25 protein-coding genes, 1 tRNA gene and 1 pseudogene are annotated in these 26,732 nt (G+C 35.8%); 26 read left to right on the plus strand and 1 reads right to left on the minus strand.

Annotated elements, in window-relative coordinates; translation table 11 throughout:
• Nucleotides 1–68 precede the first annotated feature (68 nt).
• The 10 genes from rph to SNE38_RS15950 all read left to right on the plus strand — a co-directional run bounded on the left by rph (nt 69) and on the right by SNE38_RS15950 (nt 8,419).
• On the plus strand, nt 69–824 hold the full coding sequence (rph, locus tag SNE38_RS15905; protein WP_191702814.1) for a ribonuclease PH: 756 nt from the start codon (nt 69–71) through the stop codon (nt 822–824).
• Nucleotides 821–1,414, plus strand: a complete 594-nt coding sequence (locus SNE38_RS15910) for an XTP/dITP diphosphatase (protein ID WP_191702813.1) — start codon at nt 821–823, stop codon at nt 1,412–1,414. Before rph ends, SNE38_RS15910 begins: the two co-directional genes overlap by 4 nt.
• Before the next feature lie 114 nt (nt 1,415–1,528).
• Nucleotides 1,529–2,029 carry a metallophosphoesterase family protein gene (locus SNE38_RS15915; RefSeq protein WP_191702812.1) on the plus strand — a complete coding sequence of 167 codons (501 nt, stop codon included), beginning with the start codon at nt 1,529–1,531 and terminating at the stop codon, nt 2,027–2,029.
• A gap of 175 nt (nt 2,030–2,204) precedes the next feature.
• Nucleotides 2,205–2,278 (plus strand) — tRNA-Arg (locus SNE38_RS15920).
• 502 nt (nt 2,279–2,780) lie between these two features.
• Nucleotides 2,781–3,374: a TetR family transcriptional regulator C-terminal domain-containing protein gene (locus SNE38_RS15925; RefSeq protein WP_336046870.1), complete on the plus strand. Its 594-nt coding sequence runs from the start codon at nt 2,781–2,783 to the stop codon at nt 3,372–3,374.
• A 2-nt stretch (nt 3,375–3,376) separates the two neighbouring features.
• The gene (locus SNE38_RS15930) at nt 3,377–4,075 is read left to right on the plus strand and encodes an SGNH/GDSL hydrolase family protein (protein ID WP_191702810.1); all 699 of its coding nucleotides are present in this window, start codon (nt 3,377–3,379) and stop codon (nt 4,073–4,075) included.
• Between the two features lie 43 nt (nt 4,076–4,118).
• Nucleotides 4,119–4,937 carry an SDR family NAD(P)-dependent oxidoreductase gene (locus SNE38_RS15935; RefSeq protein WP_408022385.1) on the plus strand — a complete coding sequence of 273 codons (819 nt, stop codon included), beginning with the start codon at nt 4,119–4,121 and terminating at the stop codon, nt 4,935–4,937.
• A 227-nt stretch (nt 4,938–5,164) separates the two neighbouring features.
• Nucleotides 5,165–6,307 carry a cation:proton antiporter gene (locus tag SNE38_RS15940; RefSeq protein ID WP_191702808.1) on the plus strand — a complete coding sequence of 381 codons (1,143 nt, stop codon included), beginning with the start codon at nt 5,165–5,167 and terminating at the stop codon, nt 6,305–6,307.
• A gap of 204 nt (nt 6,308–6,511) precedes the next feature.
• The gene (locus SNE38_RS15945) at nt 6,512–7,165 is read left to right on the plus strand and encodes an SIMPL domain-containing protein (RefSeq protein ID WP_191702807.1); all 654 of its coding nucleotides are present in this window, start codon (nt 6,512–6,514) and stop codon (nt 7,163–7,165) included.
• Between the two features lie 192 nt (nt 7,166–7,357).
• A complete protein-coding gene (locus SNE38_RS15950) occupies nt 7,358–8,419 on the plus strand; it encodes a YkvI family membrane protein (protein ID WP_336046872.1) in 1,062 nt (353 codons plus the stop codon).
• A gap of 40 nt (nt 8,420–8,459) precedes the next feature.
• On the opposite strand, the gene SNE38_RS15955 is transcribed toward SNE38_RS15950, so the two are convergent.
• Nucleotides 8,460–8,795, minus strand: a complete 336-nt coding sequence (locus tag SNE38_RS15955) for a YwqH-like family protein (RefSeq protein ID WP_336046873.1) — start codon at nt 8,793–8,795, stop codon at nt 8,460–8,462.
• A gap of 305 nt (nt 8,796–9,100) precedes the next feature.
• Between SNE38_RS15955 and SNE38_RS15960 the strand changes: the two genes are divergently transcribed.
• From SNE38_RS15960 to SNE38_RS16035, 16 genes and pseudogenes are all read left to right on the plus strand, one after another.
• Complete coding sequence (locus SNE38_RS15960) at nt 9,101–9,394, plus strand: WXG100 family type VII secretion target (RefSeq protein ID WP_191700482.1); 294 nt, start codon at nt 9,101–9,103, stop codon at nt 9,392–9,394.
• Nucleotides 9,395–9,543: 149 nt separating this feature from the next.
• The gene (locus SNE38_RS15965; protein WP_191700481.1) at nt 9,544–9,783 is read left to right on the plus strand and encodes an EsaB/YukD family protein; all 240 of its coding nucleotides are present in this window, start codon (nt 9,544–9,546) and stop codon (nt 9,781–9,783) included.
• A 12-nt stretch (nt 9,784–9,795) separates the two neighbouring features.
• Nucleotides 9,796–11,124, plus strand: a complete 1,329-nt coding sequence (gene essB, locus SNE38_RS15970) for a type VII secretion protein EssB (RefSeq protein WP_336046874.1) — start codon at nt 9,796–9,798, stop codon at nt 11,122–11,124.
• Nucleotides 11,125–11,189: 65 nt separating this feature from the next.
• Nucleotides 11,190–15,662 carry a type VII secretion protein EssC gene (essC, locus tag SNE38_RS15975; RefSeq protein WP_336046875.1) on the plus strand — a complete coding sequence of 1,491 codons (4,473 nt, stop codon included), beginning with the start codon at nt 11,190–11,192 and terminating at the stop codon, nt 15,660–15,662.
• A complete protein-coding gene (esaA, locus tag SNE38_RS15980; RefSeq protein WP_191702802.1) occupies nt 15,659–18,403 on the plus strand; it encodes a type VII secretion protein EsaA in 2,745 nt (914 codons plus the stop codon). Before essC ends, esaA begins: the two co-directional genes overlap by 4 nt.
• Nucleotides 18,393–18,914 carry a type VII secretion protein EssA gene (gene essA, locus SNE38_RS15985; RefSeq protein ID WP_191702801.1) on the plus strand — a complete coding sequence of 174 codons (522 nt, stop codon included), beginning with the start codon at nt 18,393–18,395 and terminating at the stop codon, nt 18,912–18,914. The genes esaA and essA overlap by 11 nt, the downstream gene beginning before the upstream one ends.
• Before the next feature lie 49 nt (nt 18,915–18,963).
• Nucleotides 18,964–19,266, plus strand: coding sequence for a YwqI/YxiC family protein (locus SNE38_RS15990; RefSeq protein ID WP_191700476.1), 303 nt, complete (start codon nt 18,964–18,966; stop codon nt 19,264–19,266).
• The gene (locus SNE38_RS15995) at nt 19,266–20,837 is read left to right on the plus strand and encodes a ribonuclease YeeF family protein (RefSeq protein WP_336046876.1); all 1,572 of its coding nucleotides are present in this window, start codon (nt 19,266–19,268) and stop codon (nt 20,835–20,837) included. Before SNE38_RS15990 ends, SNE38_RS15995 begins: the two co-directional genes overlap by 1 nt.
• 19 nt (nt 20,838–20,856) lie before the next feature.
• A complete protein-coding gene (locus SNE38_RS16000) occupies nt 20,857–21,642 on the plus strand; it encodes an ABC transporter ATPase (RefSeq protein WP_336046877.1) in 786 nt (261 codons plus the stop codon).
• A 13-nt stretch (nt 21,643–21,655) separates the two neighbouring features.
• A complete protein-coding gene (locus tag SNE38_RS16005) occupies nt 21,656–22,105 on the plus strand; it encodes a biotin carboxylase (RefSeq protein WP_336046878.1) in 450 nt (149 codons plus the stop codon).
• Nucleotides 22,102–22,551 (plus strand): DUF5085 family protein, encoded by a 450-nt coding sequence (locus tag SNE38_RS16010; RefSeq protein ID WP_191702796.1) that lies wholly within the window; start codon nt 22,102–22,104, stop codon nt 22,549–22,551. Before SNE38_RS16005 ends, SNE38_RS16010 begins: the two co-directional genes overlap by 4 nt.
• 48 nt (nt 22,552–22,599) lie before the next feature.
• A complete protein-coding gene (locus tag SNE38_RS16015) occupies nt 22,600–24,291 on the plus strand; it encodes a T7SS effector LXG polymorphic toxin (RefSeq protein ID WP_191702795.1) in 1,692 nt (563 codons plus the stop codon).
• A gap of 21 nt (nt 24,292–24,312) precedes the next feature.
• A complete protein-coding gene (locus tag SNE38_RS16020; protein ID WP_008405100.1) occupies nt 24,313–24,786 on the plus strand; it encodes an SMI1/KNR4 family protein in 474 nt (157 codons plus the stop codon).
• A gap of 289 nt (nt 24,787–25,075) precedes the next feature.
• Nucleotides 25,076–25,808 (plus strand): annotated as a pseudogene (locus SNE38_RS16025) (transposase); the annotation flags it as partial.
• Nucleotides 25,795–26,133 carry an HNH endonuclease gene (locus SNE38_RS16030; RefSeq protein WP_336046879.1) on the plus strand — a complete coding sequence of 113 codons (339 nt, stop codon included), beginning with the start codon at nt 25,795–25,797 and terminating at the stop codon, nt 26,131–26,133. The pseudogene SNE38_RS16025 and the gene SNE38_RS16030, both read left to right, overlap by 14 nt.
• A gap of 18 nt (nt 26,134–26,151) precedes the next feature.
• The gene (locus SNE38_RS16035) at nt 26,152–26,589 is read left to right on the plus strand and encodes an SMI1/KNR4 family protein (protein ID WP_336046880.1); all 438 of its coding nucleotides are present in this window, start codon (nt 26,152–26,154) and stop codon (nt 26,587–26,589) included.
• The last annotated feature ends 143 nt before the right edge of the window (nt 26,590–26,732 follow it).

The following is a 26,732-nucleotide window of genomic DNA, read 5'->3' on the forward strand; positions in this document are numbered from 1 at the left end:
CATTTACGCTTTTGACCGTTCTGAAAGTGTGTTAAGATAAGTGCGCGAACAAATTGAGGAGGTCACGAATGACTAGACATGACTTACGAGCTGTGAATGAATTACGTCCAGTTCAAATTGAAAATAACTATTTAATGCATCCTGAAGGCTCGGTACTAATTACGGTTGGACAAACGAAAGTAATTTGTACAGCTACGATTGAAGAAAGAGTACCAGGTTTTTTACGTGGACAAGGTAAAGGCTGGATTACGGCTGAATATTCAATGCTACCACGCGCTACAGAGCAACGCACACGCCGTGAAAGCTCTGCAGGGAAGGTTAGTGGTCGCACAATGGAAATTCAACGCTTAATCGGCCGAGCATTACGCGCTGTCGTGGATTTAGAAGCATTGGGCGAAAGAACAGTTTGGATTGACTGTGATGTAATTCAAGCAGATGGTGGTACTCGTACTGCATCGATTACAGGGGCATTTGTAGCAATGTCACAAGCAATTGCCAAACTAGCTGCTGAAAAACCTTTCGTAAAATTTCCTGTAACGGACTATTTAGCGGCTACAAGTGTGGGCAAATTAGCTGAAATCGGTGCAGTATTGGATTTAAATTACGTAGAGGACTCAGCTGCCCAAGTCGATATGAATGTTATCATGACGGGTGCTGGCGAATTTGTTGAATTACAAGGTACTGGAGAGGAATCGACATTTACGCGTTCAGAGCTAAATGAAATGCTGGATTTAGGCGAATCAGGAATTTCGGAATTGATTGTTATTCAAAAAAATGCTTTAGGTGAAATCGCACAACTGATTGGAAAGGTGGAACCAAAATGAAACAGGTAGTCATTGCAACGAAAAACAAAGGGAAAGCAAAAGACTTTGAAGCGTTGTTTGAACCATTCGGCTATAAGGTTGTTACAATGTTTGATGTAGCACCTGATGTGGAAATTGAAGAAACAGGAACAACATTTGAAGAGAATGCGATTTTAAAGGCTGAAACATTAGCCAACTTATTAGGTCAAATGGTGATTGCAGATGACAGTGGTTTAGCTATCGATGCATTAAACGGTGAACCGGGTGTGTATTCTGCACGCTATGCAGGTGATCATGACGATGAAGCGAACATGGTAAAAGTACTGAAAAACATGAAAGATGTACCAGAAGAACAGCGTACAGCCCGTTTTTGTTGCGCATTAGCGATTGCAGGTCCTAATATGGAGACTAAAACGGTATTTGGTACATGTGAAGGTGTAATTGCGCACGAGAAGAAGGGAACTAACGGCTTTGGTTATGACCCGATTTTTTATGTGCCTGCTTTAGAGAAGCATATGGCCGAACTTTCAGCCGAAGAAAAAGGCGCTATATCGCACCGTGGTAATGCGATTCGCAAGCTTGCTTTACAGTTAGCAGAATTTCTAAAATAAGTGGTGTTTATCTTGCATTGTCATCTATTATAAAAAGAATTGTGCCATAACGATTGAATTTTTGATTCTTTCCTGTCACACTATGTATATAAATGGAAAGGATGTGGTTGCGAAATGAAGCTATTAATAATGAGTGATACACATGGTGACGAGGATATCATTGAACGTGTAAAGGGCTACCATCCAGACGCATATAAAATAATCCATTGTGGTGATAGTGAATTACCGTATGCCCATCCATCGATGCAAGAAATTGAGCGTGTGAAAGGTAACTGTGACAATGACCCAAACTATTTAGAGGAGATTTTATTCCAAATAAATAGCGACCGTGTGTATGTGACACATGGCCATTTATATGATGTGAAAAACTCTCCGATGAAGCTTGTTTATCGGGCTCAGGAGGTTGGTGCCCAAATCGTGTGTTTCGGTCATTCGCATGTGTTAACCGCTGAGTATATAGAAGATACTTTGTTTATTAATCCAGGTAGCTTATTGAAGCCCCGGCGCATTAAAGAAAAATCTTTTGTTACATTAACAATTACTGCAACACATTTTACTTTAGATTGCTATGATGATAATAATAATTTAATCGATCAATTGTTTTTTGAACGATAGATAAAGATGTGAAGCCTTTTTATCAAGGGGGGGCTTCACTTTTTTATAGAGTCTTCTGGAAAGTGAATTTATTTTAGTTGAATAATAATTTTTATGGAATTGGTTGTTGACTTTCTAGTTAATGTACCATATAATAAAAATTGTCTTTAATACCAATTACGTTATTAAAGCAGTTGTCTCCATAGCTCAGCTGGATAGAGCACACGCCTTCTAAGCGTGCGGTCGTAGGTTCGAATCCTACTGGGGACGTATCTAATTTATGCGCTATAAATCGCAACAAAAAAACCTTCTAACAAAATGTTAGGAGGTTTTTTTGCGTTTAATATAACAATCTTTTTTATGCTTAAATAATTCCAAAAACATTATCTTATCTATCCTCTGTAACTTAAATATCTTCATTAATTAAAATGAATGTATCTCTAATTCTTATATAACTTTCAACAGCTTGATCTAGGTCCTGATCTTCTTCAAATATCTCTTCTAAATATTCACTAGTATCGTAACTATTAGAAAGATAATCATAAAAACAATTTTCTACCTCACTATCAAAGGTTTTTTTATTCTTTATATAAATTAACGTTTTTTTTTTGAAGAATTCTTGAGATTAAAATGCTGAAGTTACTGGAGCCTAAATGAAAATGTTAATATTTAAAATTTTGTGAATTTATTAGTTTTACAATATATTTTCCGTTTAATGGAATATAATGAATTAGAACGGTCGTTCAATTCTTATGAAGAGGTTTGAGGTACTTTGAACAAAAGACGATATAACAGTGAAAAGGCTAAACGTGACATTATTGAAAAGGCAACTTTAATATTCTCACAAAAAGGATACAATCAGGCTTCTGTCCAAGAAATATCAAAAGCTTCCGGATATAGCAAAGGGCACATATATTATCATTTTGAAAATAAAGAAAAGCTATTCGTTTTACTAGCACAAAATACAATGCAAGATTGGTATACAAAATGGGCAGTGAAGGAATCCTCATATTCCACAGCAACTGAAAAGCTTTATGGAATTGGCAAACACGTCCTATATAACTATCAAACACCTTTATTAAAAGGCGGGCAAGAACTTGCCTCAAATCCAGCTTCTAGTTTGGAATCTATTAAAGCATTACATGATCTAGCGGTTATTCCGATGGGTGTTTATCGTGCAATACTTCAAGAAGGAGTGGAAAACGGAGAATTTGAAGAAGGAAATATTAATGAGTGGACCATACTTATCGGTACATGGTTAGGGGGATTATGTCAGTTAACAAATACTCAGGAGTTACACTCACTTGAACCACTTTTTATTCAGGCCGTTACAATATTTTTAGCTTCTATTAAGAGGAGGATATAGAAATGAAAATTGCTTTAATTGGTGACAGTTTAACTGAAGGTCGTCCAGGGGTTTCTTTTCATACGCTATTAGAAGATAGGTTTCCGAACATCACTTTCGTTAACCTTGGTAAACCGGGGGAAACAGTGAAAAGTTTATATACACGCCTTTTAGATAAAAATTTAGAGGGAAATTATGATCTTTCTTTCCTTTGGATTGGCGTAAATGATGTCTATTCAAAATTGTTGAGTGTTCAAGCGCAACCCGTAGCGAAAGATAATGATGAATTTCAAGCCTATTATGAGAAAGTATTAGAGCTAGTTATTGCATCATCAAAGAAGGTTGTGACAGTTACCCCTGCATTAGTTGGTGAAAATATTGATAATGCTCCTAATAAAGAAATTAAAGAACTGAATCAGCTTATCCAATCCTTAGTACTTAAACAGAGCAATGTCAGTTTTCTAGATATCCAATCCGTTTTTTTTAATAATCTTTCGACAGTGAATAGCTCGGATTACATCAGTACAAAAGTATTGAGTGTTATGGTCGACGTTCTCTTTTATAACAAACCTTCAAGAATAGATAAGAAATCAAAAAAACGTGGTTTGCAACTTACATTAGATGGTATACATCTTAATAGTACGGGTGCGCAGCTTGTTGCAGACATTTATACATCTGAAATAGAGCAGTTGCTTAAAAACAGCCAACAAGAGGTTCAGTAAATCGATTTAGGCTTGGAGGTGTTAAATATAGGAGGGCTTAGTGATGATTAGAAAAGTTGCGGTAGTTACAGGTGGTGCTTCAGGTATAGGTAGGGCGATATGCTGTGAACTAGTTCGACATAATATATTTGTAATCATATCCGATATTAATGAAGAAGCAGGCAGGCTTTTTGAAGAAAATCTGAACAGTGTATCGGTAAAAGCGAGGTATGTTTATTTAGATGTCACTAAGTATGGTTGTGTAGAGCGGCTACTCACAGATATATATCATGAATTTGGACGCATTGATTATCTTTTTAATAATGCTGGTATCGCTATGTACGGTGAACTTTTTGATTTGACGATAGAGGACTGGAAAGAGATTATGGATGTTAATCTTTGGGGCGTCATAAACGGAACTCAAGTAGGCTATAAACTCATGAAAAAACAAGGATTCGGTCATATTGTGAACACCGCCTCGGCAGCAGGTTTAGGACCTTCTCCAGTATCTACAGCCTATGCGACTACGAAACATGCAGTTGTAGGCTTAACTACTTCGCTTCATTATGAAGCAGAAGAATTCGGTATTAAAGTAAGTGCACTTTGTCCTACGTTTGTTGATACCCCTATTTTTGAAGAAGCTAAAGCAATTAATATCAATAAATCCATTATATTAAAACAGCTAAAAAAGCAAAAAATGATGTCTCCTGAAAAGCTTGCTAAAATTGCAATAAGTGGCATTCATAGAAACAATCCCATAATCTGTCCGATGCCAATGCGTCGAACGATGGATATTTTTTTCACGCTTTTTCCATCAGCACATAAAGTAATGATGAGGTTAGTTTGTAAAGTGAGTAGGAAAGCTAGGATTCTTGAGAATTGAAGAGTCAAAAACTAAGATATTTTGCGACTTTGAACTGCTAAATTCACTTTAACACTGTCGAATTGTGTAAAATTATTGTGAAAAAGAAATAATCAGTACTTGCAATTAAAATGGCTAATATATTAATATATAAATAGGAACAATAAATTTAATAAATGCAAGACAAGGTGGAGTCGTAGTCAGCTACGGCACCGCCTTGTCTTTTTTGCATTTGAAAGGGGAAATTTATGTTTATTTTACAAATTGTTATTATTTTATTTGCTACAAAATTGGCAGGGCACTTAGCTGCTAGGTTAGGCCAACCATCAGTATTGGGAAAAATAATTGTTGGTATCATTCTAGGGCCGGCTTTACTTGGTTGGATTCACGATACAGAATTATTAGCGGTATTTAGTCAAATTGGAGTTTTATTATTAATGTTTTTGGCAGGACTTGAAACAGATCTTCAGGAAATGAATAAAAATAAAAAGGCAGCGATATATGTTGCATTAGGCGGTATTATTTTACCGATTATTTTAGGTTACGCGGGAGCCCAATACTACGGAATGTCTGCAGGAGAATCTATTTTTATTGGACTATTGCTTTCTGCTACATCTGTAAGTATATCTGTTCAAGCAATGCGTGAACTAGGCTGGTTAAATAGTAAAGAAGGTTCAACGTTACTGGGCGCTGCTGTATTGGATGATATAGTAGTCGTAATTTTAATTGCCATAGCAATGAGTTTCTTTGCAGGTTCGGATACGAATATTGGATTATTAATAGGGAAAAAAATACTGTTCTTTGCAATTTTAATCGTACTTGCAAAATGGTTTATTCCACATTTTATTCGTGCATTTAAGAAATTTAGAGTTACAGAATCAATATTGAGTGCAGGTTTGATTATTTGCTTTGGTTTATCGTACTTTGCAGAATTTTTAGGTATAGCGGGAATTATCGGTGCATTCTTTGCCGGTATTGCCATTGCACAAACGGAATTTAGAAAAGAAATTGAGCACAAAGTTGAACCAATCGCGTATGGAATTTTTGTACCGTTCTTCTTTGTTAGTATCGGATTAGCGGTATCATTCGATGGTATTGGGAATCAAATTGGGTTTATAGTCGTATTTTCAATTATTGCAGTTGTTTCCAAATTTGTTGGTTCAGGGTTAGGTGCCAAATTAGCTGGTTTCAATACGAAATCATCGATGGGTGTTGGTGCAGGAATGGTTTCCCGAGGTGAGGTTGCACTTATATTGGCTGCAATGGGACTTGAAGGGGGATTACTACCGGCAAATTATTATACTTCCGTGATTATCGTCATTATTGTAACGACAATTGTTACTCCGCCTTTACTAAAAGCAATTTTTGGCAAGAGAATTGTCATAGAGTAAGAAGAGGACGGGACATAATTAGGCCGTGCCCGTGGAAAGAGTAGTCAAAACGAAAAACAATTATCCCACAAAATACAATTTTTCTCTCCGGAGAAAAATTGTATTTTTATTTTGACCCACCCGGATTAAAAAGATCAGAAATTAAAATGAATTAATACTTACTCGCATAGTATGTTAAAAAACATTAGAAGAAAGGTGGGAGGTATGTATTATCCACAAATGAAGTATCAGCCATTACCTACTTCACGGGAAATGACAGTATCGGGTAATGGAGAAATTATGGTTCAACCAGATTATGCGCAAATTCAAATTGAAGTGCGTACAGAAGGGGATAACGTCAGTTCTGCTCAACATGAAAATGCGATTATTATGAATCGGGTTATTGAATCGCTCTTGAATTTGAATATTCGAAGAGATGAAATCCAAACGTCAGCTTATAATATATTCCCAACCTATGACTATATTGATGGAAAACAAGTATTAAGAGGATATGAAGTTCAAAATGCAATTACTGTAAAAATAGTGGATATTAATCAAGTTGGTACGGTTATCGATACAGCGACACGAAATGGGGCGAACCATGTATCGGGCATACAATTCAAAATAGAGCACGTAGATACTTACTATCGTCAGGCACTTCAGTATGCCCTGATTGACGCGTTAGGTAAAGCAAAATCCATGGCTGAAACGATGCATGCAACTTTAGAACCGTTACCTATAGAAATAATTGAAGAGACAAATACTGCTACTCCTATTCCATACAAAATGCTTCAACTAAGTAACCAACAGGCTGTTACACCGATTGAATCCGGATTGATAACAGTAACAGCTACTGTAAAAGTCAAATTTCAGTATTAGTGCAGTAAGTTAGATATTCTGATTTTAAGTTCCGATTTCAAGCAAATAAAAAATAGACATGAACCAAACTGTTAAGAACTTTTTCAGTTTGGTTTTTATTTTGTATTGCTTATTCTTTCATGTAAAAGCATGATTGGATCCTTTGTATACATAAAGTAACAATGATAAAAAGTGAAATAAAGAAGGTGCGTATTGAAAAAGAGTATACAAATTGCAGGTACATTTGTCAGTTTGGTAGTCGGTGCAGGTTTTGCTTCTGGACAGGAGATTATGCAGTACTTTACAAGCTTTGGACTAGTTAGTGTGTTTGGTTGTATTGTTGCAGCGATCATTTTTGCTTTCTTAGGCATGACACTTGCGCAAATCGGATCGGATTTGCAGACGACTTCCCATAAGGAGGGCATTCATTACATTGGCGGTCGTGCTTTTGGTCCGGTACTGGATTTATTAATTTCTATTGTATTATTTGGTATTGCGATTGTTATGTTCGCGGGTGCAGGAGCTACATTTAATCAAATGTATAATATGGAGCCGTCATTTGGAAGTATGCTAATGACTCTTGCAGTAGTTTTTACACTTTTACTAAATGCGAATAGCATCATCAACATGATTGCGGCATTAATGCCATATTTACTGGGCGTTATTTTTATTCTTTTGATTTATTCTTTATTTACAGTCGATTACTCAATAAGCGAGCTGAATATCATAGCAAAAAAACAGCAATCTGCAAGCTCTCATTGGCTAACGAGCGCGGTATTGTATGTTTCATATAATATTGCTGCAGGGGCGGCCATGCTTATTCTAATGGGAGGAACGACAAAAGACAGAAAAGCTGCAAGAAGGGGTGGCGCTTTAGGAGGGGGAGTACTTGGCTTATTAATATTGCTCATTAATTTAGCTCTTTTTGCGAAAATGGATATTGTGGCAGGCGTGGATATGCCAACGCTTGAGCTAGCAAAACAAATTCATCCAACAGTAGGGAATATTATGTCCATCGTTTTACTAGCAATGATATACAGTACAGCGGTAGGCACACTATATATACTGGCAGTACGAATTGTAAAGAAAGAAAATTTAATGATGAAAATCATTGTGATACTACTTAGTTTAGTAGGTTTTGCAGCTAGCCTCATTGGCTTTACAACATTAGTCGGTAAATTGTATACCATTATGGGCTACCTCGGGATGGTGTTAATAGTGGCTATTGTATTGGCGCAAGTACGTATCTTACGTACCAACAAGAGAAAAACATAAAAACTAAAATGCAGAATTCCTCAGCTGGTAAATTTAACTCTTATATTGCTGCTTCAAGGCGGGCAATGATAGCTCGAATTGATTCGATTTCTTGACGGATTTTCTCCATCATGTCCAACAGTGCAGCAAATACGTTATTCAATTGTATATTTTGTATAGCTTCATAGCTGTTGAGAATTCCGTTGTTTCGAATATCATCAAATCGTGTTGCTAAACTCCCATTCCATGTCATTGTTGTTAATTCAGGTTTTGTCATAAGGTACTTATTGTTGGAAAATTCATTTTGCTTTCCTGTTAATTGACTATTGCACGTTTCCAAACGGTTTAAATGACTTTGCTTTTTATTCAACTCAGAATACCAATATCCTAACGACATTTCGTCACCTCATAATCTATTAGTTTTTGCGGATTAGCTTTTTAACTTAACTATTTTAGTTAATTTTAAGTTCTAAAATATGACTCCGATTTGGACTATACCTCATTAATATATCACAATTAAAAAATCTTAAACTGATATAGTTTGCTTATTTTATTAAATTAAAATTAGTATAAAACTCCTTTTTTACACAAATCTTGTTGACCTTGTTATTTTTTGGTTTATAAAATTAAAATACGGGTATTAAATTGCAGGATATATTTTACAATTTATACCTAAATAAACAAGAAAAAGGAGAGAATTTTATGTCAGGAATTATTCGTGTAACCCCAGCTGAGTTAGAAGCAATGTCCAATCGTTATGGAACTGAAAGTGCACAGGTTGAAGAGCAAATTTCACGATTAGATAATATGATTCAAGAATTACAGTCTATGTGGGAAGGTGAATCAAGTCGCGCCTTTGCAGATCAATACACGACTTTACGTCCATCAATTCAAGATATGCAACGACTTTTACAGGATGTTTCTGTACAACTGAAAAATACTGCACATGCTCTTGCAGATGCAGATCGTCAAATTGCAGGGCAAATTCGCAGTTAAGTTTCATCTAGAATTAAGATTTTAAAGAGCGTCGTATTCAGATGAAGGCGCTCTTTTCATTTGCTGGACAGTTTTGATTTTGTTCCCTATAAAACGACTTTCACTTTGAATTAGTCAACCTTACTTTGATTGAATGAGGTGAATATAAAATGTACATAGAGGTATCTATAGACTTAAAAAACTATAGCGAGGAGTGTTTTGATTTACGTCTGTCAAATTCCTATTCAGTCAAAGAGTTGGTCAATATTGTTTGGCAGGCAAAGTCAATAACATATCCTCCAAAGGAAGGTTATTGGATTCGAATTGTAAATAAACAAACCGTATTATCCGGAAATGACCTATTGGCAAATAGTGGTGTTACTACAGGTGATCGACTAGAAATCTTGTAAGGAGTCAAGCAGATGTCAAAAAAGAAACTATCCTATTTAGAAAAGCAATTAGAGGCTACCCTCAAGTTTGAACAAGATGAGATCACAATTATTTTTCAAAAAGAAAAAATAAAACTAGCAAATGAAATAGAAATTGCACTATTACAAGAACATAACCCTTTCATAAATAAAAGTATCACTTTAACAGATGATGAATTAATTTTCACCTATAAAAAAGAATCAAATTATATGACTTTTGGAGAATTGCGGAAATTAAAAGAACTAAGTCGCTGGATGTTTGCTTCACAAGTTTTAAAAGTGCAAAGCCGCCATTCATTTAACCGGCTCCACCTTATTGTATGCCCGGAAAATGTATTAATCGATGAAAGCTTAATGCCATATTTTCTACATTACGGGGTGAAGGAAAGCATTCCTCCCTATGAAAAAGACAGTAACCGAATTTGGAATGAAACGAAAGCGCTTATTGCTGCTGCAATTGATCCTAAATATACATTCGAACAATATATTCAGTTCTCTCAATCTATTGAACTTAGTCCCATTGCTGAAAAGGTAATGAGTGCTAAGGATGAAAATGAACTAAATGATACGATAAAAAAACAAATAATTCTACTGAAAAATGAAGAAAAAAAGCTAGTAACAGTTTCAAAAACAAAATGGAGCTGGGTACGTTACGGTATTGCAGGTCTTTTATTCGCACTTATACCTCTAGGAGCATATACAGGATATTCGGCACTAGTGCTTCAACCTCGTCAAGAAGCTTTTGTGGAGGTTCAGAATTCCTATCTTCAAGGAGATTATAGTGAAGTAATTAATAGACTGACAAATTATGATATTGAGCATATGCCTAAAGTTATACAGTATGAGCTATCGCTTGCTTATATCGTAAATGAAACATTGACCGAGGAGCAGAAAGAAAATGTCTTAAAGACAATAACACTGCAGACAGATCCAAATTATTTTAAATATTGGATTTATATTGGCCGTGGACAGGCAGAGGAAGCATTAGCCTTAGCACGACAACTCGAGGATTTGGATTTAATAATGCTAGCTTTACTGCATTATGAGGAAACTGTAAAAGGAAACCTCGATCTGGAAAGTGAAGAACGAGAGCAGTTACTAGATAAAATTCAAACTGAAAAAGAGGAAGTAACGGAACAGCTTGAACAATTAAAAGAAGAACTCGAAATAGAGGAAGCAAGTTCCAGTAATAAAGATTCAACCAAAAATGAGGAAATAAAGTCTGAAAAACCAAGCACCAACAAACCAACCGCAGAGGAAAATAAGGAAGACAATGCGGGTTCTACAGATGCAGAAAGCGCGGATAATTCAACAGAAGAATAATTAATTTTAAATAAAGTTATTCCAACACTATTTAGTAGTAAAAGTCCCTATTAGAAGGTGATTTAATGAGTACGCTTTTGTTTTTTTATGATAACTATTACCAAGCGATACAACTGGATCAGATGAAAAGTAAAACCGTTACAGTTGGTCCCGATTCATCGCATACAGTGACGATTCAAAATTTACCATTTACAAATGGTTCACTACTGATTACCGAAGATTCCTTTGGCTTTACAGTAAAACAGCATGAAAAACTGCTTGGGAAAGTAAATCCGAAGCAATTTTTTGAATGGCAAGATGAAAAAAGCAATAAAAAACTGAAAATCATTCTATTTCTAGCCGTAACAAACAGCAATACCTATTTCATTGGAAATAGACAGGAAATTCTGTTTTCAACTAAGTTTGAAGAAGCAGATATTTTCTGGGAAGAAAATTACGAAAATACGCAGACGTTCTCACTAATAAGAGTAGAGAAAAAATGGCTCCTCGAAATATCGAATGAGAATCACCTATATATAAATGGTCAAAGAAAGTTTGCAAGTAAGGAAATACAAATCGGGGACATTATATTCACACCTTTTTTGATTATTCGACTTTTGGAAGAGGACGTACTCGAAATTAGCAGTTTTGAAAACTTCGATTCAACTCTTTCCAATATTATCGAACCTGCATCAGAGATGAAAAAAAAGTATCCAATTTATAGAAGAACTCCAAGGATGGTATATGAACTTCCGAATGAAAAAGTAACACTTTCTTTTCCTTCGCAAGAAAATGATCCTTCAGGTAGAGGATTGTGGATAATAATTTTACCGCCGCTTGTAATGTTGATTGTTATGGGAATTGTAGCCGTTATTCAACCTCGAGGAATTTTTATTCTAATTACGATGGTTATGTTCGTTATGACATTAATTACATCATCGGTGCAATATTTTAAAGATCGCAGCAACGAAAAAAGAAAAAAAGAAAAGCGAATCCGTGTGTACACAGCTTATCTTGAGAACAAACGCCATGAACTACAGGAGCTGGCAGATAAACAGAAGTTCACAATGGAATTTCACTTTCCTACATTTGAACGGATGAAGTATTTAACAAATCAGATATCCGATCGAATTTGGGAACGATCTGTAGAAAGTGAGGATTTTCTACAGTTTCGTTTAGGAACTGGTACTGTTCCGTCGAGCTTTTCTATTTCGTTAAATTCAAATGATATGGCCAATCGCGAAATGGATAATTTAATCGAGCAGTCTCAGAAACTTGAAAAAGTATATAAAGAAATCGCTGACATGCCAGTTATCGCAAATTTAGCGAAAGGACCGATTGGATTAATTGGTAAAGATCGAGTAGTAAAAAAGGAAATACAACAGCTAATTGGTCAACTCGCCTTTTTTCATAGTTATCATGATCTCCGTTTTATTTTTATTTTTGATGAAGAAGATTATGCTCAGTTTGAATGGATGAAGTGGTTGCCGCATTTTAATATACCTAATATGTATGCAAGAGGACTCATTTATAACGAAAAAACGAGGGATCAGCTGCTTTCCTCCATTTACGAAATGGTTCGAGATCGTGATCTGAAAGAAGAAAAAGAGCAAATTCAATTCACTCCACATTTGGTGTTTATTGTTACAAATCAACAGCTCATCTCAGATCACGTTATTTTAGAGTACTTGGAAGGTGACCATACTCATTTAAATATTTCTGTCATAACTGCAACTGATGCAAAGGAAAGCTTATCTGACAATATATACACACTCGTCCGGTACTTAAATGATACGGAGGGCGATATTTTAATTCAGAACAAAAAAGCGGTAAATATACCGTTTACATTAGATAGTCACCAAAAGGAAAATAATGAACGCTTTTCACGGATGTTACGTACCTTAAATCATCAAACGGGTATGACAAACTCCATACCAGATAATGTAACATTCCTTGAAATGATGAGTGTAAGAGAAGTAGAAGAATTAAATATCGCACATAAATGGATGGAGAATAAATCTTCCCAATCTTTAGCTGTACCAATTGGGCTTAAAGGCAAAGATGATCTTGTGTACCTGAATCTGCATGAAAAAGCTCATGGACCCCATGGTTTACTTGCTGGTACTACGGGTTCAGGGAAAAGTGAATTTTTACAATCGTACATTTTATCATTATCCGTTCATTTCCACCCGCATGAAGTAGCATTTTTACTGATTGACTATAAAGGCGGGGGAATGGCACAACCGTTTAAAAAATTACCGCATCTTTTAGGGACGATAACAAATATAGAGGGAAGCGTAAACTTTACAAATCGTGCGCTTGCGTCCATTCGAAGTGAATTAAAACGCCGTCAGCTTCTGTTTGACCGTTATAATGTAACGCATATTAACGATTACACGGATTTATACAAACAACAACTCGCAGAAGAGCCGCTACCTCATTTATTTTTAATCTCGGATGAGTTTGCGGAATTAAAAAATGAAGAGCCTGACTTTATTCGCGAACTAGTTAGTGCAGCCCGTATCGGAAGAAGCTTAGGGGTTCACCTTATTTTAGCTACCCAAAAGCCAGGTGGCGTTATCGATGATCAAATATGGAGTAATGCACGCTTTAAAATAGCCTTAAAAGTTCAGGATGCGACGGACAGTAAAGAAATACTGAAAAATACGGATGCTGCATCAATCACTGTTACAGGTAGAGGTTATTTACAAGTTGGAAATAATGAAGTGTATGATTTGTTCCAGTCGGCCTGGAGTGGAGCACCTTATCTTTCAGAACATTCAGGTGGTGAAGACGAAATAGCCATTGTAACCGATTTGGGGCTCATTCCTTTATCGAATATAGCAGCAAAGGAAAATAAGCAGAAGTCGATATCCGAAATTGAAGCGGTTGTTTCGAAAATTGAAGAAACACAAAATATATTAGGCGTTAAAAAGCTTAGAAGTCCATGGTTATCACCTCTTGAAGATAGAATTTATAATAATTCCTACACTTCGGGGGAGCGATATCAAATTGCGATCGCTTTAGTCGATGAACCAGAAAAACAAAAACAAACGCCTTATTACTATCAAGTAATGGAAGATGGAAATATAGGTATATTCGGTTCAAGCGGTTATGGTAAATCTACGACAGTACTTACGTTACTATTAAATATCGCACAGAACTATAGTCCCGAAGAAGTGCATTATTATTTAATGGACTTTGGGAATGGATCATTGCTTCCATTAAAACAACTTCCTCATACTGCGGATTTCTTCTTAATGGAAGAAAAGCGGAAAATGGAAAAGTTTATGAGAATGATCCGGGAAGAGATTATCCGGAGAAAACAGTTATTGCAGCAGTTGGAAGTTGGTAACATTAAATTATATAACAGTGTTGCAGAGAAAAAGCTTCCGTTAATTTTTGTTGCTGTAGAAAATTTTGATTTTATAAAAGATGAAATGCCCGATTTCGAAACAAATTTCAATCAATTTGTAAGGGATGGACAATCATTAGGTATTTATATGATTTTTACTGCGACTCGTATTTCAGCGATTCGCCAAGCAGTAATGAACAATTTAAAAACGAAAATAGTTCATTACTTAATGGACCACAGTGAGGCGTATTCAGTGCTGGGTAAAACAAATCTAGCTCCTGAAACAATTCCTGGAAGAGCCATCATAAAGAAGGATGAAGTACATTTCTCTCAAATGTTCCTGCCGGCTAATGGGGCAAATGATTTTGAAATGCTTGAAGCAGTAAAAGAAACAGTTAAATCATTAAAGGCCAAGTACCACGAGTATGCTGCCCCACAGCCTATTCCAATGCTTCCTAATGACTTAACATTAACGAAGTTTTCTGAGTATGTCCGGCTGGAAGGGCAACCACAATTTCTACCAATTGGACTGGACGAAGAATTTGTTCAACCTGTCGCAATTAATCTATTAACAAATAAACACTGCTTAATAATCGGACAAGCGCAAAAAGGAAAAACAAATGTATTAAAACTACTTATAACGACCGCTCTACAAAAGGGATTAGGACACATTGCTGTATATGATTCTTTCGACAGAGGCTTGGCTACGTTAACAGAGAATGAGGTAGTGACACAACTAGAAGGAAAGGATCAAGTTGAGCAATGGTTGGCCGCAATTGAAGAAGAGCTCGCTGCACGAGAAATGACCTACACTAATACAAATTTCAGTGATCGATCAGAACTCAATTTTGAGCCAATATTATTTGTAATAGATGACTTTGCACGATTCAACGCAGCAATGGATACTAGATTACAAGAACATATTGTAAAACTGATGAAGAATGCTAGTTATTTAGGATTTAACGTTATCGTTACAGGCAATGCGTCAGATATTTTGAAGGGCTATGATTCGCTGTCGGCTGAGGTTAAACAAATTAGACAAGCAGTCTTATTAATGAAGAAGTCCGATCAAACATTGTTCACACTTCCTTACGATCGTAAAGAAGAGGAGATCCAGGCAGGGTTTGGTTATTATGTTTTAAATAACAAAGAAATTAAAATACAACTCCCACTATGTGATGTTGAAAGGAAGATATACTCATGACGTCTCAAAAGAGGTTAATGTTAAAAATTGCAATCGTCATGATTTTGATTATCGGAGCCCCGATTATTTATTTCTTTGCAATAGGTGAAAATCCGTTTTTTGATGAATCAAATGGAACGAAAAATATCGCTGTTGTAAATGAAGATACAGGTGCAGAAAAGGAAGAAAATGCACTGGAATTCGGAAAAGAGGTAGCAACAGTTCTCACGACAGACTCTGACTTTAACTGGTCTGTTGTGAGTCGTAGCGCTGCTGAAAAAGGGTTGGCTGGTCAAGATTACGATGCAATCGTCTATATTCCATCAAATTTTTCAAAAAATATTATGACATATGAGGAACAACAACCAGTTAAGGCTGAATTTAAATATACAGTTGGCGGTCAATTAAATGCAGCAAATCGTGAGAAAGTATTACGTGAAATTGATAAAGCGACTGCACGTGTCAACGGGAAAATCGCTACTCTTTACTGGAGTTATGTATCTCAAGATTTAGAGAAGGTCCGTAATGAGTTTGATACGATTCTTCAAAAGGAAATAGAATTTTTAAATACAATATCGGAATTTTACCGTCCAAATTTAGCGAGCGTAGTAGGGGATATTGAAAGTCAAAAACAAATGCTAGAAAATCTAGCTTCAACTGTAAGTGGGACTCCGATCGATGGAAGTATTCAGGAAGCTGGAGAATTTGAAGTGCTATTATCCCAATTTGTATCGTATGTAAATGACTACAAAGAATATCATACGACCCAACAACAGCTATTACAGCCACTACAGCAGGAAAGTTTGCTTTCAGTAGTCTTTATGAAAAACGATCAGGAACCTCGATATAATGAAACGAAAAATTATTTGATTGATCACAACGATAGCATTAATGAAAACGTCCAAATGCTTGAAGATCAACTGGCAAAAAATAAGGAGAGTGTAAACAACTTAACTAGCCAGGTCGTTAAACAGAGAGAGGAAATTATCGACCTTTTAAATCAAGTGGAAGGCGAATTACTTGTTCAATATGAAAATCAATTAATTACGTTAAAAGATCAGCTAAATACTAGTTCACCTAGTCAAGTACAACCAATACAGGCTAAAAAAAGTGGAGATGAAAAAAACAATACGCGCCAATTTATCGCATCCTCTAAAATTGCAGCATTAGATTCTGAAAGAGATAAATTAATAAGCTTAATTCAAAATATTAATTCAGTGAAAGAAGAAGTAGTCATTGCTTCGGCAAATACAACTGAAACAAATGATGAAAATTCTAATAAAGAAGTTCTAGCTGTAAATGATCAACTTTCACAGCTGTCTTCTCAAATAGCTGTAATTGAATCAAATATTAATCAAATTCAACAGCAAGAAAGACAACTGCAAGAGGAGTTAATCGAGTCTCAAGAATCTCAGGAAGACGCCAAAGGAGATGAGCTGAAGCCTGAAATAAATGAATTCACAATTGTAGAAGAAGTAAAGCGAAAAGAATCTGAAATTATGAATTCACCATTGATGAATGGGGCGAAAAAGGAAAGGCTAAAAAGTGTTTTCTCTAAAACTATTGATAGAAACAATACAGCAATGCTCATGGAATATTACGGGGCATTAGCACAATACGAAACCATTTTAAAGACAAACTTAAGTGTAAATAACCTTTTAGTTATGAACAATGAAGGTTCAAGCATTCTAAATGAATTACAACAAGGGGTTCCGGATTCCCAGGAACAGTTAGTAAGTTTAGAGGAAGGTGTTAAATCTTTCTTTACAGAGTATACGGCCAAAGTTGACTCTGACTATGAGGCAATTTCATCACAAATACAAGCTGTTGAGACAAGTGCTAACAATATGCAGAAAAGCTTGGATTCATTTATATCGGGTTCCACAGTATTTTCAGTACCACCTGCAGACGGCAATGCATTAGTTTCAAATCAACATAGTATTATTCAAAACTTAACAGCAATGAGTAACTCAATGAACAGTATTATGACTAATCAAGATAATATTATGCTCGTTACGAATGATTTGTATGCCAAAGCATCTAATGTAAACGCAGATACAAATGAACTAAATAATAAATGGAATGATAACGTAAGCACAACAGAAAAATACCGAAATGATATTCATAACGTATTAAATAATGCGTTTGTGGATGGACAAAGAAATGGGCATATATATGATCATTTATCAACACCGCTTACATCTACTAGCTTAAATGCAACGGTAGAAGAGAATAAAGTACCGCCAGTCATCGTACTTGTCATTGTATTAATTAGTAGTTTATTAATCGGCTACTTCTGCTACTATTTCAACAATAACAAACCGGGCGTACGTATCGCGTTATTCTCTTTATTAAACTTAATCGTCGGGTTGATTATAAGTATTTACGGCATGGAAATTTATTCTCTAAATGAAACAGGAACAATCGAGTGGACGATTTTCACTATTTTATTATTAGCTGCTGTATCGACAATTATTTTTGCAAGCTTCTCAATTGGACCTTTAATCGGTTGGTTTGTAAGTGTGGCAGTGATCGCGTTTTTCGTAACACCAATGTTAACATTGTTAGCTTCGAATCTAGATTATGAAGATCCGATGTCAAAAGTTTATTTATCGATTCAATACGGTCCGGAATCATTAATTATCCCTGCAAGTATTGTTTTATTGGTGATTATTGGAGTGTTTGCATTAATACCGTATATCGCAGGGAAAATCAAAAACCGTTCCAATGAACAAGATGAGGAACCTATGTATGAAATGTAAGATAGTAGTTGGTTTCTTTAGTTTATTTCTAATTTGGGGAGCTGGATTCATATTTGAAACCAGCTTCCCGTTGGATTTAAAAGTTGGAATGACTGGCTATGCATCTACCGACCTGTATAAATTGAATCCAAACGAATATAAAGAAAAAGAGTTTAAACATAATAAGGAATACCTTCATAATGAGGCTTTACTAGAGATTCGCAAAAATATTCGAGAAGAGCAGAAAAAACTGGATTTCCTGCCAAAGGATAATAACTCCAATGAAAAAATAAAGGAAGAACTCTTTATTAATAACTTTGAAAACCGTAAAACAATTGCTTATGAATCAACAAAATATCAATTATTCTCAAGCGAATTAAATGCTGCTAAAGAACAAGTTTCAAATGCAACGCCCATTAACCAAAGTAAAAGTAAAAATTTACGAATTATTTATATTGGTATATTAATAGTAAGTATTTTAGTTGTGCTAATTTGGCTTGTACCTAAAATGGTGCAAAGTGAGAAAAAATAAGAAATGGTAGGAGTAATGTCTAGATTCCATTAGAAAGGAGAGAGTACATTTGTCAAATGAAGTGAAAATCGTCTATGCGGATGTAGAAGAACAGCTATCTGTGATTGAAAATGCAGCTTCATCACTTAAGCCTACTGCAGAACTTCCGATTGAAGGAAATACATTAGATGTAGTAACAAAGTTAAACGAGCTCTCTATACAATTAGAGCAAATCTTAACAAGTTACCAGATGGTGCTGCAAAATAATATTCAGACTACAAGAAATTCTGTTCAATATATGAAGGAGCAGGATCAACGTATTTCGACGAATATTAACGGCACCGTTTCTGGTCCGAGGAGGCTAATAGATTAATGAAAATACTAGATTCAAATAACTTTCACAGTGGTATTTCACGAAATCTAACTATGCTAACAAGACTTGAGACAGAAATGAAAACAGTTGAAACATCCATTCAAGAGCTTATTCAGCTTGAGGAATCATTAAAGGGGCAAGGCGGCAGTGCAATACGAGCATATTATCAGGACTGTCATGTGCCCTTTTTGCAATTTTTCTATTTAGTTAAAGGTAATTTCCAGGATATTCTTACGCAAATGCAGTCAGCATTTGATAGCCTAGAACCTGATCGTAATGGATATATTCAACAATCATTCCTTGAAAATAATGTGGAGCAAGGTTTGAACAATGCAAAACAAATTACAGAAAGCCTAACAAATGAAACAAATACAATAATAGGTAGCGTTTCAGATATTGTACCGCTTCCGCAATTAAATGATTCCGAAGTTCATAATGAAATCCAAATGGCAAAAAAGCATCGCGATACAACAGTAGAAGATCTAAATACATTTGACAGCAGCCAAACCTCAGCTCTGACAGCTGTTGAGAGTGACTTTTTAGCAATGAATACATGGATAAAAGATTTGGAAACGATGATAGCGGAAGGTTTAACAGATGTGAATTTCCCTAAAGAGCTTTGGGCACAGTATGCTTCAACGACAGCGCTTCTCACGGGGTTAACGAGTAGAACCAATCCAGTAGATGGAGTAACAGAAGGGGCACCGGGAGAAAAGACCGGTAATGTCTCATCAGCTGATGAAACAATTATGGGATATAAGGAAGACACAGGTAATTTTAGGAGATTTAATACGGCTTTAAATGGAGCAGTTGAAAGCTTTGGAATGTTTATGGCGGGTAAAAAGGGTGGTTTGAAAATCGAGTTAGTACGTGATACACGTACTGGTGGACCTGCTTACCGTTTACGTGCTAGTAAAGAGGCACTTCACTATTTGAGGGTTACTCCAGATGCAAGAGCGTTAAGAGAGCTAAATTATAAACTACCAAAAGGGGACAAACCATGGAAGCCGCAACACCATCAGCAGCAAGCTAATAACAGTGCAATTTTAAAATTCGGCACACAAAAAAAGGGGCAATCGGGCTGGTCAAAAGTGGGAGAAGCCGCATTAAAGGACCATTCTTCCCTTAAGTACTGGAATGATAAAGCAAGTATAACTGAAAAGGCAAAAACTGTAGGGAAGGCAGCAGCGGCGGGTGCTGGAAAATCATTTAAAGATATTGTAGATGTGAAAGGTATCTTTACGAATGGATTTGCAAAAGGAGTTACAAAAGGATTGGCGCCCATCACGGCCGGATTCAACTATTATGCTAACTATCATAATGCGAAAGATGCCGGGTTATCAGGCGGAGACCTGCATAAGAGTGCCATAAGAGATACAGCGATAGATACAGCAGTCGGCGGTGCGGTTCAGGCTGCCAGTGTTGCATTTTTCACTGCAGCTGTTCCTATTCCCGGTGTTGGGACTGCAATTGGTGTTACAGCTGGTATATTTATCAATGGTTTGTTAAATAAAAAAGATAAAGAAACAGGGGAATCGGCCATGGATAAAATAAAGGGCTGGTTCCGTTAAAAATAGGAGGCTTCACCTCATGTTAAAAAAACTATCAGAAGAAGATTTCGCTGTATTAAGAGGACCGCTGGAATCTGGTAGACAAAGCCCAAATTCATTAGCTACTGTGTTGATATTAGGTATGTTCATACAGGCATTGGTATTTTATCTTACTTATTATGTTGCTGGTAAGTACACAATCTATCCAAATTTCGAAAGTATTCAAACAATCCATATGTGGTTGACAGCAATTTTGATTTTATTATCCGTTGTTTTTGCGATACCATCTGTTTTTAAAAGAGCGGAGAAGGTACAGTACTTCTTATCTATTATAGTCACTCAAAATTTCACCGTTTTTTTCTACCTATCTGCGCTTTTTTATCTAGGAGAAAGTGATGATGCAACAGTTGGATCTCTAGTAAACTTAACATGGATTACACTTACGATCGGTGTATTATTATTTCTCGCAACATTTATTCGATTTTATATACTCCTTCAGAAAGGTTATTATCGCAAAGGATCTAAGAGTGATGAAATGCGCGGAAAATTTGAAACGAAATCTTATATCCCTATTGCTATAATCGGCAGTATTAGTCTTGTTTTTATTATCCAATACGTAATGAAAATGGGATCTTCTGATTTCTTTGATACAGTAATGTTTGTTTTTTTACCATTTGGTCTTTTTTACACATTGATTTTTGTCTTGCCCGAACAGCTCGTTATTCTTTATTGTAAAATTCGTTTTAAAAGCTTTAATTTTGATATAAGTGGCTATCTGTACACGGAAAGAGTAGCTAAAAATAATAGAAAAGTTAAACATAATTAGGAGGCTGGATTTAATGGATATTCGCAGCTTACATTTCGATCATTTAATTACATTTCAAGTAAGAGATAAAAAAGAAAATTGGCTAGAAGGGATTAAGATTTTAGAAGATTTCCCATTAAATCATGAAGTGTATCAAAATGGTCCTATATTTTTTTCCTATGAAGAAGAAAAAGATAATGAAGGCCTGTTCACATATTATTTACCGATAAATGATGCCGTGGAATTTGAAGAAGGTATTACAGATTTTGAATATATCCACCAATTTAGTATAAAAAAAGCGCTATTAATGCGCCAGGCACAGGAAGAGGCAGATTTTAGTACAGCTATCCAGAAGATCAAAAGTTATGCAGCAACTGAGAATATCTCAGTAGAGAATTCATTCATTTGCGTACTATTGAATGTTTACGGAGAATATTTAATTGATTTATACATCCCGTTAAAAGAATGGAGCGAAGTGAAATGATTGTAGAAAATCACCAAATTTCTTACCGGAATGTAGCTTCTAAATATTATAACTTCGTGCCAGAAGAAATTGATCTGGCTTTTGCGAATTTTGATCAAATTCTCTCAAACAATGGTTTTCATATTCAAGACACGATGTTCTTTTCTATTATTAGTGACCCTACTGCTCCTGTAATGACAGCTGAAATATTCCGTTCTATAGAGGAAAGCAATGTTTCGGATATGAAAGCTGCTGAAGATGTCAATTTTAGAAGCTATTTTTCAGTAAATCGTATGCTTATGACAAGGATTACGAACGAATTTGATGCGCAGTCTCAGGAGAAGTACTGGGAGCTAGTGGAACACTTACAAAAAAATAATTTTAGTCAAAGTAGCCCAATCTTTGTGGAGTACAAACGCAGCCATTCCGGTACAGTATATGCGGAAATGAGTGTAGGAGTAAGGTAATTAATGGTTGGTCAATTTAGATGGAACTATTAAAAAGATGGTGATAAATTGAAGGTATTGGATGTAAATGAGTTTCAGCAAGGACTTGAAAGAACTGTTAATCAGTTAACCCGCCTGGAAAGTGAAATGAAACAAATTGAAAGTGCTGTTCAAGGTCTCACACAATTAGAAGAATCGCTAAAAGGTCAAGGTGGAGAAGCATTACGTGCATATTACGAGAGTTGCCATTTGCCATTCCTCACATTTTTCAATACCTTTAAAATTAGCTTTACTATTGTTCTTCAAGAGATGAAAACAGCCCTTTCATCGCTTGAACCGGATTCATCAGGCTTTATTCGCCAAGCAGCATTGGAAGGCGAAATTGAGCAAGGCCTCAATCGTGCCAAACAAGTGACAGAAGAGCTAACAGACGAAGCCAATAATATAATGGACCAAGTGTCAGATATCGTGAGCTTGCCAAAACTGGATGATAGTGAAGTCCATCTGGGTGTACATGACGCGAAACGACATCGGGACGAAACCGTTGAAAAACTCATTGAATTTGACGTATCCCAAACAGATGCATTAACGACAATTCAAACAGACCTGATGCATATGAAAACATGGATTACCAACATAGAAACGATGATGACAGAAGGGGTAACAGATGTTAACTTCCCGGCAGAACAATGGCAGTCATTCGCTAGCCAGAATCCGTTAATGATTGCACTGGCCTATCGTACGCAATCGTTGGATCAAGTGATTAATATGAATCCACTATTTAATCCTGGAGGAATCGGAGGAGCGAATCCGTATACCCTCCCTGGTCTTTATCAAAATGGTCAGCAGCCTTTAGGTACTTTCGGTCTCAGCGGTGCAATGGTTTCAACGAATTTTGTATCATTTATGAAGCAACAAGAAAAAGAAATCGTAAAAGAGCTTTCCACTACAGCCACAACAGTAGATAATGTGAAAGAAGATGGGAATGGTTTTCTTAATTTCCTAGGAGATGTCGGAAGTGGTGCTACAAAAGTCGGAAAAGGTTTGTTGGATTTCTTAATATTGGACGATGTGAACACGCTCGCTGATAAAAATGCTTCAGGTCTTGATAAAGGTATTGCGTTAGCATCCTTCATCCCGATAGGAAAAGTTTTGAAAATCCCGAAAGCGATTGATAAAATTGTAGATAGTAACGTGGGTGAGGTTGTTAAGAAGAGTAATGTTGATGAGGTTGTTGGTAAGGGCGCGGATAAAGGTAAGGGAGTTAGTGAAACTAATTTAAGAAATATCGATGATTTTATAAATGGTAACAAGAAATTTGATGAAATCATTGAAGACTATGCAAAAGTATATAAAGAACATGTTGATTTAAATAAACCTTGGTCTTGGGATGATACCATTCCGGGTGGGGATAGCTTGTCTTCTGCTCAAAAAAGAAAGATAAAAGAAATGGCTATAGCAAAAGCACATATTCCTGAAATAAAGATTACAAAAGCAGATGGTATGAGGTATGGATTTGCCGATTTTGCAAGTGCAGGTGTTGTAGAAGAGACTGTTCAGCTACCAGATAGATTTTGGAAGCTATCGGATAAAGAACAGTTTAAGTGGTTAGATGAACAAATAGGTGGTACAAGAAAAGGGATGACGTGGCATCATACGGAGGTTCCTGGTAAAATGGAGCTAGTCCCCTTTGGTATTCATAATATTACACCTCATAATGGTGGAAGGACTAAAGGTATGTGGGCCGACGCTCCAAGATAATAATATTGAGGAGGTATAGAAATGGAATTTAAGGATGGATCAATAATTTATCCCTTGCCGGACGATACTTTACTTTCTGAAAAGGAAGGTAAGTGGAGAATAAATTTACCAGAAACGTATAAAGAATTTATAAAAAAATATAATGGTGGTACTCCTATAAAGGATAGTTTTAAGTGTAATAGCCATGTTTATGCGATTGATAGGTTTTTATGTATTTTAAAAGTAACCGGGGAAAGAGATGATGAGTATTACGATATAGGAGTAGTTAGAACTCAACTAGACGAAAGAATTGTTTTTGATGAAAATTTAGTAGGTACTGAACTGCTACCAATAGCTGTTTTATTTGCAGGTGACTTTGTTTGTTTAGACTATCGTAACAATGTTGAAGAGCCTGTTGTATGCGTTTGGAATCATGAAGAGTCTTCAGATTTAAATCCTATAACATATATTGTAAGTAATAGCTTTGAAGAATTTCTAAATATGTTAACAGAATAGATACTTTTTGGTAGATTCTAACTCTTGATAGAATGCCAGTAAGTTAGTCACACTTATTTAATTAACCTCAAGCACTTGATTGTCTACTATAGACAACAAGTGCTTTTTATTTTTTTGTGAGAAATTTTTGTATTGAACAATTTAAAAAGATTCTATGAAATTCATAGCTCATGAAGGTAGTACATTCAAGACATTCTGTTTTAGTACTTTGTTTGTGAAAATAATAAGATAATTAGGAGAGATAACATTTTACATGTCAAGAGGACTTTGATACTGCAAAACCTACAAACTAACGGACCATGGACAGGTAGTAAAAGAAGTGAATCCAGCTCTTTCATACGCTGAACGAAAAAGCCATATGACCACGCAAAAGAGTGATAGCTGGGATGCAGAATGTGTGGTACGTATATTGGTAAATAAACTTGACCAATTGCCAGACGCAAAGCCACATGATTTATATTGGTCGATACAACAGTTGGTTTCTAGAAGAAATGCATTAGTAAAAGCTCAAGGTGCTTTAAAGAACCAATTACAAATTCAATTAAGCCACCATTATCCAAGCTATAAGAAGTTTTTCTCAGAAGTAGATGGAAAAACAGCATTGGCGTTTTGGGAACGGCACCCTTCACCATCTTGTTTAGAAGGTGTGAGTGTAAAACAGTTGACCACCTTTTTATTAAAAGTGAGTAACAATACTTGTTCGGTGAAAAAAGCGAATGAAATATTGAAGCTAGTGAAAGAGGATGGGAATACAACAAAAGAACATCAAGAAACACGAGACTTTCTTGTGAGAAGTATTGTCCGAGACATTTCTTTTGAAAGCAGGAAATGCGTTATGTGGAAAGAGAATTAAAAGAGTTAATGAACTTACAAGACTTTCAACTGCACTCCATGCCAGGCATAGACCTTGTGACAGCTTCCGCTTTAATTGCGGTGACGTTAGACGTTTTTCAAATGCCAATAAATTAGCACGATTTGCGGGTATTGCGCCTGTTTACTTTGGATCTGGTGGGAAAGGTAAGGACTTATACTAACAAGTCTGGAACATCAGTCAGTTACCCGAATGGTTACCCAGATTTTACACCTTTTATGCATCCAAATGTTAAGCCTGTAAAAATAGAAGTTCATTCGCCTAAAAATAATCCGAAAGATTTTGAAAATGCAAACACAGCAGCTAAACTTACAAAAGATACTGATCCACCAATAATAGATATTAGAAGGCCGCCAGACGGTTATATGTGGCATCATCATGAAGATGGAAAAGCTATGATGCTAGTAGATGAGGATATTCACAGAAAGTTTAGGCACATTGGTGGTCAATCAAAGGTTAATGGGAAAAATAAGTAATGATATAGGAGTGAGAGTATGACAAAAATGCTTAGTGTAAATCCAAAAATTTCTTTACAGGATATAAAACAATTTGAACAAGAGTATGAAGTTACGCTACCTAAACAATATGTTGATTTTCTACTAGAATACAATGGAGGATTTCCTCAGGAATCTAACTTTAAACTCCCTGATGATGAAGGAGAAAGTTTAGTCAATAAGTTTTATGGAATTGGCGATATGAAAAGTAATTTAGGTAAAGTTTTTGAGGTTTTAGAAGGAGAAATACCAGAAGATTTTATATCAATTGGTAATGACCCTGGGGGAAATGAGATTTTATTAGGAATTAATGGAGAGTATCAGGGAAAAGTATATTTTTGGATTCATGATATAGAACCCGAAGACGAAATGGACAATATGTTTATACTTGCAGGTAATTTTACTGAGTTCTTTAATAACTTATATGAATCTGAATAATGGATACTCATAGAGATACATCGTAAGCCCGAAATATAAAAAATAGCGCACCTTTACGGTACGCACGACGAATGGCCAACTATCCGGAGTTTTTTTCGGATAGTTGGCTATTTTGCACATGTGGCTTGAATATTTTCTGACCA

Source organism: Solibacillus ferritrahens, from assembly GCF_037027585.1.
Taxonomy (GTDB): Bacteria; Bacillota; Bacilli; order Bacillales_A; family Planococcaceae; genus Solibacillus; species Solibacillus ferritrahens.

Excerpts from the sequence above, each read along its gene's own strand:
- SNE38_RS15965 (WP_191700481.1), top strand. The coding sequence starts at position 9,544 with ATGTACATAGAGGTATCTATAGACTTAAAAAACTATAGCGAGGAGTGT.
- SNE38_RS15940 (WP_191702808.1), top strand. The coding sequence starts at position 5,165 with ATGTTTATTTTACAAATTGTTATTATTTTATTTGCTACAAAATTGGCA.
- essC (WP_336046875.1), top strand. The coding sequence starts at position 11,190 with ATGAGTACGCTTTTGTTTTTTTATGATAACTATTACCAAGCGATACAA.
- SNE38_RS16020 (WP_008405100.1), top strand. The coding sequence starts at position 24,313 with ATGGAATTTAAGGATGGATCAATAATTTATCCCTTGCCGGACGATACT.
- SNE38_RS15955 (WP_336046873.1), bottom strand. The coding sequence starts at position 8,795 with ATGTCGTTAGGATATTGGTATTCTGAGTTGAATAAAAAGCAAAGTCAT.
- SNE38_RS16035 (WP_336046880.1), top strand. The coding sequence starts at position 26,152 with ATGACAAAAATGCTTAGTGTAAATCCAAAAATTTCTTTACAGGATATA.
- SNE38_RS15915 (WP_191702812.1), top strand. The coding sequence starts at position 1,529 with ATGAAGCTATTAATAATGAGTGATACACATGGTGACGAGGATATCATT.
- rph (WP_191702814.1), top strand. The coding sequence starts at position 69 with ATGACTAGACATGACTTACGAGCTGTGAATGAATTACGTCCAGTTCAA.
- essB (WP_336046874.1), top strand. The coding sequence starts at position 9,796 with ATGTCAAAAAAGAAACTATCCTATTTAGAAAAGCAATTAGAGGCTACC.
- SNE38_RS16005 (WP_336046878.1), top strand. The coding sequence starts at position 21,656 with ATGGATATTCGCAGCTTACATTTCGATCATTTAATTACATTTCAAGTA.
- SNE38_RS15995 (WP_336046876.1), top strand. The coding sequence starts at position 19,266 with ATGAAAATACTAGATTCAAATAACTTTCACAGTGGTATTTCACGAAAT.
- SNE38_RS15935 (WP_408022385.1), top strand. The coding sequence starts at position 4,119 with ATGATTAGAAAAGTTGCGGTAGTTACAGGTGGTGCTTCAGGTATAGGT.
- SNE38_RS16000 (WP_336046877.1), top strand. The coding sequence starts at position 20,857 with ATGTTAAAAAAACTATCAGAAGAAGATTTCGCTGTATTAAGAGGACCG.
- SNE38_RS15960 (WP_191700482.1), top strand. The coding sequence starts at position 9,101 with ATGTCAGGAATTATTCGTGTAACCCCAGCTGAGTTAGAAGCAATGTCC.
- essA (WP_191702801.1), top strand. The coding sequence starts at position 18,393 with ATGAAATGTAAGATAGTAGTTGGTTTCTTTAGTTTATTTCTAATTTGG.
- esaA (WP_191702802.1), top strand. The coding sequence starts at position 15,659 with ATGACGTCTCAAAAGAGGTTAATGTTAAAAATTGCAATCGTCATGATT.
- SNE38_RS15910 (WP_191702813.1), top strand. The coding sequence starts at position 821 with ATGAAACAGGTAGTCATTGCAACGAAAAACAAAGGGAAAGCAAAAGAC.
- SNE38_RS16010 (WP_191702796.1), top strand. The coding sequence starts at position 22,102 with ATGATTGTAGAAAATCACCAAATTTCTTACCGGAATGTAGCTTCTAAA.
- SNE38_RS15945 (WP_191702807.1), top strand. The coding sequence starts at position 6,512 with ATGTATTATCCACAAATGAAGTATCAGCCATTACCTACTTCACGGGAA.
- SNE38_RS15930 (WP_191702810.1), top strand. The coding sequence starts at position 3,377 with ATGAAAATTGCTTTAATTGGTGACAGTTTAACTGAAGGTCGTCCAGGG.